Below are 14054 nucleotides of genomic sequence, written 5' to 3' on the forward strand. Positions count from 1 at the left end.
TTAAAATAGTTCGTACACTTCACATGCTTATAACCCCCACTGACTACATCTCAAAATTAACACTTTAAATTATAATAATTATAATTTAGTATTGATTTTTTATTTAAAAATGTTATTATTATTTCTAACATAATAAAATTCAAATAAGAGGTGGTTCTAAGATGACAACAAACAAGAATAACTTAACGACTAGTTGGGGATCTCCGGTTGGAGATAATCAAAATTCGATGACCGCTGGTTCACGCGGACCTACTTTAATTCAAGATGTTCACCTTTTAGAGAAATTAGCCCATTTTAACCGAGAGCGTGTTCCTGAACGCGTCGTACACGCAAAAGGCGCCGGTGCCCACGGTTATTTTGAAGTGACAAACAATGTTTCAGCCTATACAAAAGCAGCTTTCCTTTCTGAAGTAGGAAAACGAACACCTCTATTTGTTCGCTTTTCAACAGTAGCTGGTGAAAACGGCTCAGCAGATACCGTTCGCGACCCTCGCGGATTTGCTGTTAAATTTTATACAGAAGAAGGCAACTACGACTTAGTCGGAAATAATACACCTGTATTTTTCATCCGAGATGCGATTAAATTTCCCGATTTTATTCATACACAAAAACGCGATCCACGCACGCATTTGAAAAACCCGACGGCCGTGTGGGATTTCTGGTCTTTATCTCCTGAATCTTTGCATCAAGTTTCTATTTTAATGTCTGATCGCGGTATCCCGGCAACGTTACGCCATATGCATGGATTTGGCAGCCATACATTTAAATGGGTTAATGCCGAAGGAGATGGCGTTTGGGTAAAATATCACTTTAAAACAGAGCAAGGCGTGAAAAATCTGTCTCCAGACGTAGCCGCAAAGCTAGCTGGTGAAAATCCAGATTATCATACTGAAGATCTATTTAATGCCATTGAAAAAGGCGATTTCCCTTCATGGAAGCTGTACGTTCAAATTATGCCATTAGAAGACGCTGATACGTATCGCTTTGATCCGTTTGACGTAACAAAGGTTTGGTCACAAAAAGACTATCCGTTAATTGAAGTAGGTCGCATGGTCTTGGACCGAAATCCAGAAAATTATTTTGCCGAAGTGGAGCAAGCTACATTCTCACCTGGAACGCTTGTACCGGGAATTGACGTATCACCTGATAAAATGCTGCAAGGTCGACTATTCGCATACAGCGATGCACATCGCTACCGCGTGGGTGCTAACCATCAAGCGCTACCTATTAACCGTCCGCGCAATGAAGTAAATAACTATCAGCGTGATGGTCAAATGCGCTTTGACGATAACGGCGGCCGTTCTGTTTACTATGAGCCAAACAGCTTTGGCGGTCCGACAGAATCTCATGAAAACAAACAAGCGGCATACCCTGTTTCAGGCGTTGCCGATAGTGTTTCATATGATCATAACGACCATTACACGCAAGCAGGTGACTTATACCGCCTTCTAAGCGAAGACGAGCGTACACGACTAGTTGCAAACATCGTTGAAGCTATGAAGCCTGTAGAAAAAGAAGAGATTAAACTGCGTCAAATTCAGCACTTCTACAAAGCGGATCCAGAGTATGGAACACGCGTTGCAGACGGTTTAGGATTGTCTGTTCCACAGCAAGTAAAATAAAGAGATCAGTTTTCCCAATGAGAAAATAAAGGTGTTTTTCTCATTTTAGATTCTCGTTTATTCTCAATTAATTTAACATTTTATCACTAAATAAGTATCCATATTTTATGGATACTTATTTAAATTCTTGTAAAAAGAGGAAGGGATGAAGAAATGATTGGACAAGAAATAAGATGTAATCAGTGTCATAGAGAAATAAAAGTACTAAAGCACAGTACACTTTGCGGTTGCGGAATAAAATTACGAACGCTAAAAAAAGAGAAGCAACCAGCATAATGAGGTTGCTTCTCTTCTTTACTAGATATGCTGTTTATATTCACTCACATTAAAGAGTAATCGTTACTTTAAATAAATCTCCGTCAATTTCAATATTCAATTCTCCTCTGTGCAAATCAATAATTGACTTAGCAATAGCTAAACCAAGTCCAGAGCCATCGGTTTGTCTTGAGGCGTCCCCTCTTTTAAATCGTTCAAACAGCTCGTCTGCCTGCTCATTTAACTCATATTTACTTACATTTTTAAACGTTAGTTTCACTTGTTCGTTTATTTCTTGAACAGAAATATAGACACGCGTTTGTTCAAGTGAATATTTCAATATGTTCTCTATCAAATTGTCAAATACTCTCCATAATTTTTGACCATCTACAGTAGCAAATATCGGCTTTTGGATAGTTTGAATACGAAATTGCAGAGTTGAATCTTTAATTGCTTCATCATATTCAGCTAAAGCCTGATGAAGAAGCTGATTAATATCAATTGTGTCTTTATGCAATTCTACATTTCCACTTGCCATTTTTGATACTTCAAATAAATCATCAATAAGTGTCTGTAAACGTTTTGATTTACGGTCAATAATTTCAACGTAAGCATGTTGTTCGTCCGAAGTAAGATCTTGGGACTTTAGCAACGCTGTATATGTCATAATAGAAGTCAATGGTGTTCTTAAATCGTGACTGACGTTGGTAATTAACTCTGTTTTCAAGCGTTCACTTTTAACTTGAACATGCTGAGATGTTTGAATTTGCTGCTGAATATGATTTATATCTATCGCTGCTTGAGTTAAAGCTGATTTTCCTTTGATAGGTAACGGCTCTTTCCACTCAGCTGTGGCGATTTGATTAATGGAAATAATAATTTTATTTAAATAATTAATTCGTAGCATAAGCAGTATCAAAGTAACCACTCCTATAACACTGCCGACAGCTAAGTATAGTATAGACACTTGTTCTACAAACATAGATCCACTGGTCAATAAAGCTGCAACAGCAAATACCGCAAAAACTAAAAGCAGTACTACAACCATTATATACATGCCAATATGTCTGATAATAAAAATAGATTGAAGAAAATAAATGACTTGATAAACACACGTTCTGTTATATTCTTCTTTTATATCATCTAGTGTGCGCATACGCTGAAACAGTAAAAATACTTGAAGTACCCACAGGCAAATAGCTATGGATATAGCTATCATATAAAAGAAAAATGTAGCAACATGCTTATATGATTCTAATAAAGAAGTTGGATAGCCGTTCAGAACTAGACTTGATGTGAAAAATGAGTACAAAAGAAAAACAATTATACACATATCTAAAGGTACTTTTTTATAAATCCTCTGTACGGCAGTTTGTCTTGTTATTTCTTTTAAATGTCCGGTTATTGTTTTTTTATAAATGAAGTAAACTATTAACAGAGCTATTATCCCTGACAATACATACACGAGAAATACTACATTTTGATGATGAAAATAGTTATACTCATCAAATAAAGAACTACTGAAAGCTTCTTTTTCAGGAACAGCAATTATACCCGTAAACTTCTGCTTTAAATACCGGTTTGGAATCTCTGAGTCTGTCTCACTGCTTAACAATGAATTTTTATATTCATCTAGTTGAAACACAAGGGGTGATTGAGCTGAATAGGTATGTTTATACAACATATTTTTTTGTTTTACTAATTGATTAACGTTTTCCTTGCTTGCATTTTGGATGTTCGTATATATTTTTTGTGTGTTTCTATCTTTCAAATAATACATGATGTCTTTTTTATATTGAGATAATGGTTTTTGCCGATCAAAAGCTTCATCATAAATTCTCGTTATTTCGAATTCTTTATTTTTTGCTATTTCTTCTCGAACAAATTGATCATCTTGAAACTTTTTTTGAATGTTTTTAACTTCTAGATCCCGCTGCTTTACATAGGCATCTTCAACTTTTTTACTCTTTGCTTGCTTAGCGTCTTCTATTTTTTCTTCATATTTATCGTGTACGTTTTGTATTTGTTCCGTTAAGTTTCCTTCTGCATATCGATACGACTCAATGTCTTCTTCTGTTATCGTATTTGCGTTAACGGTATTTTTATTCTTGGATGTCAATTCTAAGAGGTAAAGATCATTTGTAAAACGATCTATTTCTTTTTGGAAGTCTTCTGATTTTACATAGGTACTTTTTTGTAAGTAGTTTGCTTTTACTAGGTTATGCATGCCGCCAATAGAAGAAATGGTTGCTCCTAAACCAAATAAAAACAAGATAATACCTATAGCTGAAATAACGCTATTTTTCCATTTTATATCCAAGTCCCCACACAACCTTTACATACCTCGGATTTTTTGGTTCAATCTCAATTTTTTCTCTTATTTTTCTAATGTGCACTGCTACCGTATTTTCTGCGTTGTAGCCGGGTTCATTCCATACGCGCTCATAAATATCATGTATGGAAAAAACTCTTCCTGCATTTTTCATTAATAATTCTACAATTTTATACTCAATGGGAGTGAGCTTAATGAATTCCCCATCAAGAGTGACGGACTTAGCCTCAATATCAAGTACAAGACCTCGGATATTAATCGTCTTTGTTTCTTCATAGGTACCTAATGTCACATATCTTCTTAACTGTGATTTAACTCTTGCTATCAGCTCTAATGGATTAAAAGGTTTTGTCACATAATCGTCTGCTCCTACCTGCAGACCAAGCACTTTATCGGCATCTTCGCTTTTAGCACTCAGCATAATAATCGGGATATTTTTTTGTTCTCGAATTTTAAACGTTGTTGAAATGCCGTCTTGCCTTGGCATCATAATATCCAGAATAATCAAGTGAACTTTTTCTTTATTTAGTATCTCTATGGCTTCGATTCCATCTTTGGCCGTAAAGACTTTAATACCTTCATTTTTTAAATAAATAGCAATACCATTGCGGATTTCTTGCTCATCATCTACAACTAAAACCACATATTCGTTCATTGATTTCTCACACTCCTTTCAAAAGTATATCATGGGTCATTTCGTCTATGGGTTTTATTGTAAACTGCATTTCTTAAGAAAAAAGAAGGGGGAATCTTAAGATTTTCTTAAGCATCATATATTGAAAAAGGTTTAAGGAATAGGGATAACAGGAACGTTAAAAGAAAAAATATAATCAATTCCTCATTTGATTCTAAAGAACTATCCGTGAGCGATTATATCTTTTTATTTAAAAGGAGGATGATTTAACTTGGAACGGAATCATACAATTATGCAATTTTTCGAATGGCATGTGCCAGCTGATGGCGAGCATTGGAAACGCCTCAAAGAGCTCGCTCCTCAACTAAAAGAACAAGGAATTGATTCCGTGTGGATTCCCCCGGTTACAAAAGGTGTTTCATCAGAGGATAATGGCTACGGCGTTTACGACTTATATGATCTTGGCGAGTTTGATCAAAAAGGAACCGTTCGTACAAAGTATGGAACCAAGCAAGAGCTGCATGAAGCAATTGATGCCTGTCATAATCACGGAATTAATGTCTATGTTGATATTGTGATGAATCATAAAGCTGCAGCGGATGAAAAAGAAACCTTCCACGTCATTGAAGTAGACCCCATGAACCGAACAGAAGAGATTTCTGAACCCTTTGAAATTGAAGGGTGGACAAAGTTTACATTTGAAGGGCGCGGCGATCAATATTCTTCTTTCAAATGGAACTTTAATCATTTTAATGGCACTGATTACGATGATAAAAATGGAAAAGAAGGTGTGTTTCGTATTGCCGGGGAAAACAAAAGCTGGAACGAAAATGTTGATCAAGAGTTTGGCAACTACGATTATTTAATGTTTGCGAATATTGATTACGACCACCCTGAAGTTCGAGAAGAAATGATCAAATGGGGAAAATGGTTAGCAGACACCCTGCAGTGCGACGGTTACCGATTAGACGCCATTAAACATATTAACCATGATTTTATTAAAGAGTTTGCTCACGAATTGTCCTCTTCTCAAGAAAAGCCATTTTATTTTGTGGGAGAGTTTTGGAATCCAGAATTAACAACCTGTCAGGAATTTTTAGACGTTATTGATTATCAAATTGATTTGTTTGACGTATCGCTGCATTACAAACTGCATGAAGCCTCTCAGCAAGGAAGAGATTTTGATTTAACCACAATTTTTGATGATACATTGGTTAAGACTCATCCGTTGAATGTTGTCACATTTGTAGATAACCATGACTCTCAGCCAAATGAATCTTTAGAATCTTGGGTAGAAGATTGGTTCAAACAAAGTGCTTACGCTCTAATTTTACTTCGTGAAGACGGCTATCCTTGTGTATTTTACGGAGACTATTTTGGGATAGGTGGAGAGCATCCAATTGAGGGAAAAGAAAAAGATATTTCTGCTCTCTTGCACGTACGCTATGACAAAGCATACGGACAGCAAGACGATTATTTTGATCACCCGAATACCATTGGATGGGTAAGGCATGGTGTAGAGGAATTTGAGAAGTCTGGATGCGCTGTGGTGATGTCAAACGGCGAAGACGGCGAAAAGAGAATGTTCGTCGGCGAACACCGAAGCGGACAAACGTGGATCGACTTCACAAAGAACCGAGAAGACCAAGTTGTGATTGAAGAAGACGGCTACGGACACTTCCCTGTAAATGGCGGCTCTGTATCCGTTTGGGCTGAAGCATAAAAAAACAGTGGCCTGCGCCACTGTTTTTTTACCATAGACCTAGCAGTTTCCACCACAAGCCGCCAATTCCAATCCAAATGATAATATGAATAATTGAAATTAAAAAGCCGAGCGACCACCATTTTTGCTGCGTTACATATCCACTACCGAAGAACACCGGTGCCGGTCCACTGCCGTAGTGAGTTAAACAGCCAAATAAATTGCTAAAGAACGCTAAAATTAATGCTGACAGTAACGGAGGCGCACCAGCGGCCACGATGACAGATAAAAATGCTGCGTACATAGCGCTGACGTGAGCCGTGTTACTCGCAAAAAAGTAGTGAGAATAAAAATATGCAATAGCTAGTACAATCAACGCCGTCATCCAAGACATATGACTAACAGTGCCTTTCATCAGATCACTGAACCAAGGAATCATGCCTAGATCATTTAAGAAAGTTGCCATCATAACCAAAACAGCAAACCAGACTAATGTATCCCATGCTCCCTGTTCTTTTTTGATGTCCGACCAGCTTAACACTTGCGTTAAAAGCAGCGCACATAGACCAATAAAAGCAGTTGTTGTTGCATTAATATTTAAATTAGCGCCAAAGATCCACAGCACAAGAAGAAGTAAAAATACGCCAATCATGTACCATTCTTCTTTCTTTAGCGGACCCATTTCATTTAGTTTTTTTGCTGCAATTTCAGATGCTTCCGGCGTTTCTTTTAATTCTGGCGGATACAGCTTATAAATAACGAGCGGAATAACAATTAAACTAATAATTCCAGGCACGATTGCAGCCGCTGCCCATCCAACCCATGAAATAGTCTTTCCTGTAATTTGTTCTGTCATTTTAACAGCAAGAGGATTGGCCGCCATTGCCGTTACGAACATAGCCGATGTAATCATATCTCCTTGAAACGATACTTTTGTTAAGAAAGCACCGACTCTGCGCTCCGTACCGTCTCCAGTTCTCGATCCGTATGTTTCAGATAAAGAACGAATGATTGGAAGAATAATTCCTCCAGCTCGTGCTGTATTAGACGGCATTGCAGGTGATAAAAGTAAATCACTTACGATAAGAGAATACGATAGTCCCAACGTCTTTTTACCGAACAAACGGACAAAGATATAGGCAACCCTTGTTCCTAGACCAGTCTTAATAAAACCTCTAGAAATAAAGAATGCAATAACGATCAACCAAATCGTTGTATTTTGAAAACCGCTGAGCGATTGTTCAAGTGTTAATGTATTAGTTAATACAATAATGGTTAAAGATAAAATAGCTACACTGCCTAATGGCAATGGTTTAATGATAAGACCTACGATAGTAGCCACAAAAATAGCGAATAAGTGCCAAGCCTTCACATCAAGTCCGGACGGAGGTGTAATAAACCATAAAATAAGTCCGATTGCCAGACAAATTAATAAAGGAATAAACTTCACTTCGCCGGCAGGCTTTTTAGTTGTTTCAGCCATAATCTTTCTCCTTTCATGTTTTTAAATAATAATAGTAGTATGCTCTTTCCCCTTCGTACCCAATACTTGTCCCATTTAAAATAAAATAATTGTAAAAATACGTTTCATAAGGATGATATTGTAAATTTGTGAAGTGTTGAGCATAATTCCTTTATTATTTTATCATACATATTGACAATTTTTATCTTTCACCTTCATTTTATTCCCTTCAAAATAGCTTGTAAGCGTTATTTCATCAAAATAAATAAGCTGCATGAGTTCATCATGCAGCCTTGCATTTAACGATTTACTTTTTGAATAAACACGACTTTGAGATAATCACCTGACTTAAATTCTTTTATTGTTTTAAAATCAGCTGGAAGAGAGAACTGCTCCATCATTTTGTAGCGTTCCCCTTTTTCATTAAAAGCTTTTTCAATAAACGAATGAAATCTTTTCATATCAAAATTACTTGCATTCGTCGAAGCTACAATGACACCATTTGGCTTTGTAAGAGCAATGGCTTCTTTTAATAAATCTTTGTAGTCTTTTGCCGCGCTGAACGTATGCTTTTTCGATTTAGCAAAGCTCGGCGGATCTAGCACCACAAGATCGAACGTCATATTCTTCTTAACTGCATATTTAAAATACTTAAAAACATCTTCCACAATAATGTCCTGTGCTTCGTGATCAATTCCATTTACACTAAATTGCTCAATTGTTTTTGCCAAGCTGCGATTGGCCAAGTCGACACTTGTTGTTTTCGTAGCTCCTCCAAGAGCGGCCGCCACTGAAAATGCGCCTGTATACGAAAACATGTTTAGAACGGTCTTTCCTTTTGCATATTTATCTCGAATCGTTTTACGGACGTCTCGCTGATCTAAAAAGACCCCAACCATCGCTCCGTCATTTAAATAAACGGCAAAACGAATACCATTTTCTCTTACAATTAAAGGGAATTCACCTTTATTTCCTGTGACAAAATCATCTTCTTCAATATACTGCCCTTTTACGTTGAAACGTTTTTTCTGGTACAGCCCTTTAAAGTTAGGCGCAGATTTTAAAGCTTCAATAACGTATTCTTTAAATTGATAAATTCCTTCACTATACCAGCTCGTGACGTAATATCCGTCATAATAATCAATGATTAAGCCGCCAATTCCGTCACCTTCACTATTAAATACACGAAAAGCAGTTGTATCTTCAGACGCATAAAAATCGTGACGAGAGGCAATAGCTCGCTGAATTTTTCGTACAAAAAACGCCGCGTCAATTTGTTCACTTTTCTTCTTCGTCAGAATCCATCCGTAGCCTTTGTTTTGTTTTCCATAATAGCCTTTGGCTAAGAATTGATTCTTTGGAGTGACTAAGTTAATAATAACGCCTTCTTCTTGCAGTTTATGACCATCAACAAGCGCATCTTTTTCAATGAGTGGATAACCTTTATTCACTTTTTTAATAAAAGCTTCTTTGGCTATAACTTGTACTTCTTTTCTCATGTGTACACCCTATCTATTTAATTTAGTTCATTCTAGTTTTATCCATTTTACGAGAATAATCTACATTTATCTTAACATAGATAACCGGTAATGTTTCCAGTTACAAAATAGAAAAGCAGAGGATGCCTTGAAGCACCCTCTGCTTGATATGAATGAAAAATGAAATGTATGTTTTATGTTTTAAGATAAAAAATTATGAGCACTCTTGTCCAGTATATGCATCGAACTTAAGCGTCTGCTGCTTGCTTCCGCTCACTAAAGTCACCACGTATACAGTTATTGAGTTTTCTGTTATAAGCTCAATATGCTCTACTTTTCCTTCTTGATGTTTTAAAGCAAGAACTTTCACAGCGGTCTCCGTTAACGGCTGAAGCTTATCATGTTTTACATGTGTGATTTCACCCGAAACCGCATCGATTGTAACTGTGGATTCCGTATTATCTTTGATTATTTTTACTGTGAAAATCGCTGCGTTTTGATCATATTCTACCATTCTCACCTTACCTGCATATGTAGCCAATGCAAGATCTTTTGCATCTTGTCTCGTTAATAGCTTCACTTCTTGCTGAGAAGTATTAACTACTTTTCCTGTGAAAGCATCTAACTTTACCGTATATTGAGTGCTATCTTTAAGAATCACTGCGACATACTGACTAGCGGATTCTTTAAACTCTAGACTATATACGTAACCACTATATTGTTTAACAATTGCTTCTTTTATTTTTTGCTCTGATATTAGCTGCAGCTCTTTTTTATTCTCATGAATGACTTTCCCCGTTAGACCATCCACGGTTAGCGTATATTCTACTTTGCCATCTACTACAGTTAACGTATATTCATGCGTTTCTTTGTTAAATGTAATAGATTGAATCGCTCCTGTATACTGCTTAGAAATGGATTCTTTCACTTGATTTTGTGTCCATAACTTCACGTCTTGCTTCTTTACTACTTTTCCAGTGCTTGCGCTTACTTCTACGATTCTTTGCTCAAGGTTATTCGTTGCAATTGTAATCAAATACACACTTGATTCCTGCTTAAATTCCGTAGATGTGACCGTCCCTTTACAATCTTGCAGCGCAATGCCATTTGCCTGAGCTTGCGAGATACTCACATGTTCAGTTGTCTCTGCTTTCGCTGTCTTCATCTCTGCAGCGCGACTCGTTGTAATAGAGCTAAATGCAACTGCAGCTCCTAAAGCAGATGTAGACAATACTTTTGCCCATTTAATCATCCTTACATTTCCTCCTCCTTCACCATTAGACTTTCCGTCTATGGCGTTTTATCTAGTACGCCGTTCATTATGCAAAAGATTTCTGAGAATAAGACGAATAGAAGCTTAAAGTTAGCTGAAGATATAAGAATAGCTACTATTTTTCAGCTTGCTTTCAGCTATTATTCAGGGCTGTTTCAGATAAAAAAGCATAATAGAAAGTAGAGGAGCAAAGGAGTTTTCACCATGATGGATCAACTAAAAGGAATTAAAGTCTTACTTATAGATGACGAACCAACTATTTTACAGTTTTTATCTTTAGGGTTAACGAATGAAGGATTTGATATCAAAGCTGCCCGAGACGGAATGGAAGGCATTAATATAGCAAAAGAATTCAAGCCTCATATCGCTATTGTAGATGTTATGCTTCCGGGAATGGATGGATTTGAAGTATGCCGTTTGTTAAAGAAAATGGGGAATATAGCTGTCATCATGCTAACAGCAAAAGATCAAGTGGACGATCGAGTAAAGGGACTGACTATTGGAGCAGATGATTATATGGTCAAACCCTTCAGTTTTGAAGAACTTCTTGCGCGCATTCAAGCTAGAATCCGCAATCAATTTCCCAACCTATTAGACGAGGTATCAATCGGTCCATTTAAAATTGATGACCGCCGCAAAGAAATTAAATACCTTAATCACATACTTGATTTATCCCCTACTGAATATGCACTCTTGAAATTCTTGGTTATTAATCACGGTCTTGTACTAAGTAAATCCACCATTTTAGATCGAGTGTGGGGATATGATTTTGGAGGAGAAGAAAACATTGTTGAAGTATACATTCGATCACTGAGAGAAAAATTACAGGACCATAGCCGAACCGTTATTCGAACGCTTCGCGGTGTAGGATACCGGATTGATATTTCATGAAGCACAAACGTTTCTTTCATCTGAATTCTCTTCGCCTTCAGCTTTTATCTAGAAGTTTACTCGTTATTTTGAGCTTACTGATGCTGATAGGCGTTTTTCAATACGTATTTATGAAGCAATTTATTTACACAAATAAAATTAGAAGCATCGAAGACCAAATTCACTTGATTCCCGATGATGTCTGGAAGCACGATATTGAAACAAGCCAGAATGTAAAACAATCATCGAGACCAATGGTTTATTTCCCGGGCGTTAATATTACCTTTATCAATCAAAAAAGCACCTTTTTACGGCTGGCTAAGGATCCACATCATTCTTACTTCCCTAAGCTTTCTGCATCTGCATACAAACAAGTAATGAAAAACAGCAACCAGCCGAACAACACGACGAGCCTCATAAAAAAAATGGATGGTCATCAAGAGCAAGTCGTTGTTTTAAAACCCATTATCTTTGATGGAGAAATACAGGGAGTTATTCAAATTAATACTCCCACAGAATCATTAAGAGACCTCTTAATCAGACAAATGCTCATCTTTTTAATGCTTTCACTTACCGCAATGACCATTGCTTTTTTTGTTTTTTCTTCTGTTTTAAAACAGACGTTAGTCCCTTTGTTTACTACTACTAAAAAAGTAGAGCATATTAATGCCGGAAGCTTACATGACCGCTTGCCTGTTAATCAAGGACAAATCGAAATGGATCGCCTTTCTCTTTCTATTAATGAAATGCTTGAACGTCTTGAAAAAGCATTTAAAGCAGAAACAGAAGCCAAAGAACAAATGCGGCGTTTTGTTGCGGATGCTTCGCATGAACTGCGAACGCCGCTTACATCTATTCACGGCTTTTTAGAAGTTTTATTAAGAGGGGCTAGCAGTAATCCAGAACAATTAAACGACGCATTAAAAAGCATGTATGGAGAGTCCAAAAGACTGCACAAACTTATTCAGGATCTTCTGCTTCTTGCTCAGCTTGATCAACTTCCACCGTTTCAAAAAGAATACTGTTTTGTAGATGAGTTGATTTTAGATATGAAACCTCAACTCATACTATTGGCGGGGAACAGAAAGGTTTTATTCGACTTTCCAAGCCGTTTACCATCAGACATTAACAAAGATCAATTTAAACAAGTTGTTTTAAACTTATTTTCCAACGCCGTACAGCATACAAATCCAACTACAGGAGTTATTCAAGTGATAGGAAAAATAAATGAGAAAGAACTTTCGTTAATAATACAAGATAACGGTCATGGTATTCCTCAAGAACACCTTCCTCATTTATTTGAGCGATTTTACAAAGCTGATGCTTCACGCTCTCGGGCATATGGAGGAGCGGGCTTAGGCTTGGCCATTAGCGCATCTATTATAGAGCTGCACGGGGGGAAAATACATGTAGAAAGCAAATTGAATGCAGGAACTGCTTTTGAAATCGTATTGCCCTTGACATAAAAAAGACGATTGCCTTGAAGCAATCGTCTTTTTTATCAAATCAGCATACTTTTCCTGTTTGAGGGCTGATTTTTACAGTATGTTTTATATTGTCTGTTCCTTTGATCACAAACGTGTACGCTTGTTCACTGAATGAAACAGATTGAACCGTTCCTTTGTGCTGTTGAAGAGCAGCTTGTTTAGCTTGTTCTTGCGTAAACTTTACCGCTTCGACTTTGATTACTTTTCCTGTTTCAGCGTTTATTTTCACATGGTGATCTTTGTTATCTTTTCCGTGAATTAAAAATGTGTATACATCATTTACATATGAACTCGATTGAATCGTTCCACTGCAATTTTTTAATGCAATTGATTGAACCTGTGCTTTTGTAAATGCAGGGCTTTGAATTTGAATCACTTTTCCACTTTGTGCATTGACTCTTACGTGGTGGTCACGGCTATCGTTTCCATGAATTAAGAACGTATACACTCCATCGTTGAAGCCTACCGACTTAACCGTTCCTCCACAGTTTTTCACCGCTACTGCTTGTGCCTCACTTTGAGAAAAAGATAGTTTTTCAACCTTTACCACTTTTCCGCTGTGTGCATTTACTTTCACATGATGGTCTTGATTATCTTTTCCGTGAATTAAAAACGTATAGGCGTTATTTTCAAAAGAAACCGATTGAACCGTTCCTCCGCAGTTCTTTAAGGCAATTGTTTTTGCTTGAGCTTGTGTATATGTGGCCGCTTCGGTATGAGCCGACGCTTTTGTTGAAGTAATGTGCTGGCCGTCTGAAGCGAATGCACTTGTCATTGAACCAAGAGCGATAGCTGTTCCAATTGTGGCACCTCCCACGGCTTTTGCTACTACTGCTTTTCCTGCTAATACTTTTCCAATCATGATTATACCTCCGCGTAATTTCCAATGTATTTACAGCACAAGCTAAAGGTTTTAGCAGCGGTCATTTATCAAAATAG

The 14054-nt window shown here is 37.1% G+C and carries 10 protein-coding genes; 4 read left to right on the top strand and 6 right to left on the bottom strand.

Features of this window, described 5'->3' with window-relative positions:
* The first annotated feature begins 161 nt into the window (after positions 1-161).
* Positions 162-1622: a catalase KatA gene (gene katA / locus ACNHOZ_RS21285; protein ID WP_063248443.1), complete on the top strand. Its 1461-nt coding sequence runs from the start codon at positions 162-164 to the stop codon at positions 1620-1622.
* 325 nt (positions 1623-1947) lie between these two features.
* On the opposite strand, the gene ACNHOZ_RS21290 is transcribed toward katA, so the two are convergent.
* Both ACNHOZ_RS21290 and ACNHOZ_RS21295 read right to left on the bottom strand, forming a co-directional pair.
* Complete coding sequence (locus ACNHOZ_RS21290; RefSeq protein ID WP_255906582.1) at positions 1948-4197, bottom strand: sensor histidine kinase; 2250 nt, start codon at positions 4195-4197, stop codon at positions 1948-1950.
* Positions 4175-4864 (bottom strand): response regulator transcription factor, encoded by a 690-nt coding sequence (locus ACNHOZ_RS21295; protein ID WP_028411932.1) that lies wholly within the window; start codon positions 4862-4864, stop codon positions 4175-4177. The genes ACNHOZ_RS21290 and ACNHOZ_RS21295 overlap by 23 nt, the downstream gene beginning before the upstream one ends.
* Before the next feature lie 250 nt (positions 4865-5114).
* On the opposite strand from ACNHOZ_RS21295, the gene ACNHOZ_RS21300 reads away from it, so the two are divergent.
* Positions 5115-6566, top strand: coding sequence for an alpha-amylase (locus ACNHOZ_RS21300; protein ID WP_048021665.1), 1452 nt, complete (start codon positions 5115-5117; stop codon positions 6564-6566).
* A gap of 28 nt (positions 6567-6594) precedes the next feature.
* Here the strand turns inward: ACNHOZ_RS21300 and ACNHOZ_RS21305 are convergent, their stop codons facing one another.
* The 3 genes from ACNHOZ_RS21305 to ACNHOZ_RS21315 all read right to left on the bottom strand — a co-directional run bounded on the left by ACNHOZ_RS21305 (position 6595) and on the right by ACNHOZ_RS21315 (position 10737).
* Entirely contained in the window at positions 6595-8028 is a 1434-nt protein-coding gene (locus ACNHOZ_RS21305; protein WP_028409745.1) for an anion permease, read from the bottom strand.
* A 278-nt stretch (positions 8029-8306) separates the two neighbouring features.
* Positions 8307-9506: a class I SAM-dependent rRNA methyltransferase gene (locus ACNHOZ_RS21310; RefSeq protein WP_255906584.1), complete on the bottom strand. Its 1200-nt coding sequence runs from the start codon at positions 9504-9506 to the stop codon at positions 8307-8309.
* Between the two features lie 193 nt (positions 9507-9699).
* A complete protein-coding gene (locus ACNHOZ_RS21315) occupies positions 9700-10737 on the bottom strand; it encodes a PepSY domain-containing protein (RefSeq protein WP_255906585.1) in 1038 nt (345 codons plus the stop codon).
* A 228-nt stretch (positions 10738-10965) separates the two neighbouring features.
* Here ACNHOZ_RS21315 and ACNHOZ_RS21320 point away from each other — a divergent pair, with 228 nt between their 5' ends.
* Both ACNHOZ_RS21320 and ACNHOZ_RS21325 read left to right on the top strand, forming a co-directional pair.
* Positions 10966-11649 carry a response regulator transcription factor gene (locus ACNHOZ_RS21320; RefSeq protein WP_255906670.1) on the top strand — a complete coding sequence of 228 codons (684 nt, stop codon included), beginning with the start codon at positions 10966-10968 and terminating at the stop codon, positions 11647-11649.
* On the top strand, positions 11646-13094 hold the full coding sequence (locus ACNHOZ_RS21325) for a sensor histidine kinase (protein WP_255906586.1): 1449 nt from the start codon (positions 11646-11648) through the stop codon (positions 13092-13094). The genes ACNHOZ_RS21320 and ACNHOZ_RS21325 overlap by 4 nt, the downstream gene beginning before the upstream one ends.
* 40 nt (positions 13095-13134) lie before the next feature.
* On the opposite strand, the gene ACNHOZ_RS21330 is transcribed toward ACNHOZ_RS21325, so the two are convergent.
* Complete coding sequence (locus ACNHOZ_RS21330; protein WP_255906588.1) at positions 13135-13977, bottom strand: PepSY domain-containing protein; 843 nt, start codon at positions 13975-13977, stop codon at positions 13135-13137.
* Between the last annotated feature and the right edge of the window lie 77 nt (positions 13978-14054).

The organism is Priestia sp. D51 (assembly GCF_053345675.1).

Excerpts from the sequence above, each read along its gene's own strand:
- katA (WP_063248443.1), top strand. The coding sequence starts at position 162 with ATGACAACAAACAAGAATAACTTAACGACTAGTTGGGGATCTCCGGTT.
- ACNHOZ_RS21295 (WP_028411932.1), bottom strand. The coding sequence starts at position 4,864 with ATGAACGAATATGTGGTTTTAGTTGTAGATGATGAGCAAGAAATCCGC.
- ACNHOZ_RS21305 (WP_028409745.1), bottom strand. The coding sequence starts at position 8,028 with ATGGCTGAAACAACTAAAAAGCCTGCCGGCGAAGTGAAGTTTATTCCT.
- ACNHOZ_RS21310 (WP_255906584.1), bottom strand. The coding sequence starts at position 9,506 with ATGAGAAAAGAAGTACAAGTTATAGCCAAAGAAGCTTTTATTAAAAAA.
- ACNHOZ_RS21315 (WP_255906585.1), bottom strand. The coding sequence starts at position 10,737 with ATGATTAAATGGGCAAAAGTATTGTCTACATCTGCTTTAGGAGCTGCA.
- ACNHOZ_RS21320 (WP_255906670.1), top strand. The coding sequence starts at position 10,966 with ATGGATCAACTAAAAGGAATTAAAGTCTTACTTATAGATGACGAACCA.
- ACNHOZ_RS21325 (WP_255906586.1), top strand. The coding sequence starts at position 11,646 with ATGAAGCACAAACGTTTCTTTCATCTGAATTCTCTTCGCCTTCAGCTT.
- ACNHOZ_RS21330 (WP_255906588.1), bottom strand. The coding sequence starts at position 13,977 with ATGATTGGAAAAGTATTAGCAGGAAAAGCAGTAGTAGCAAAAGCCGTG.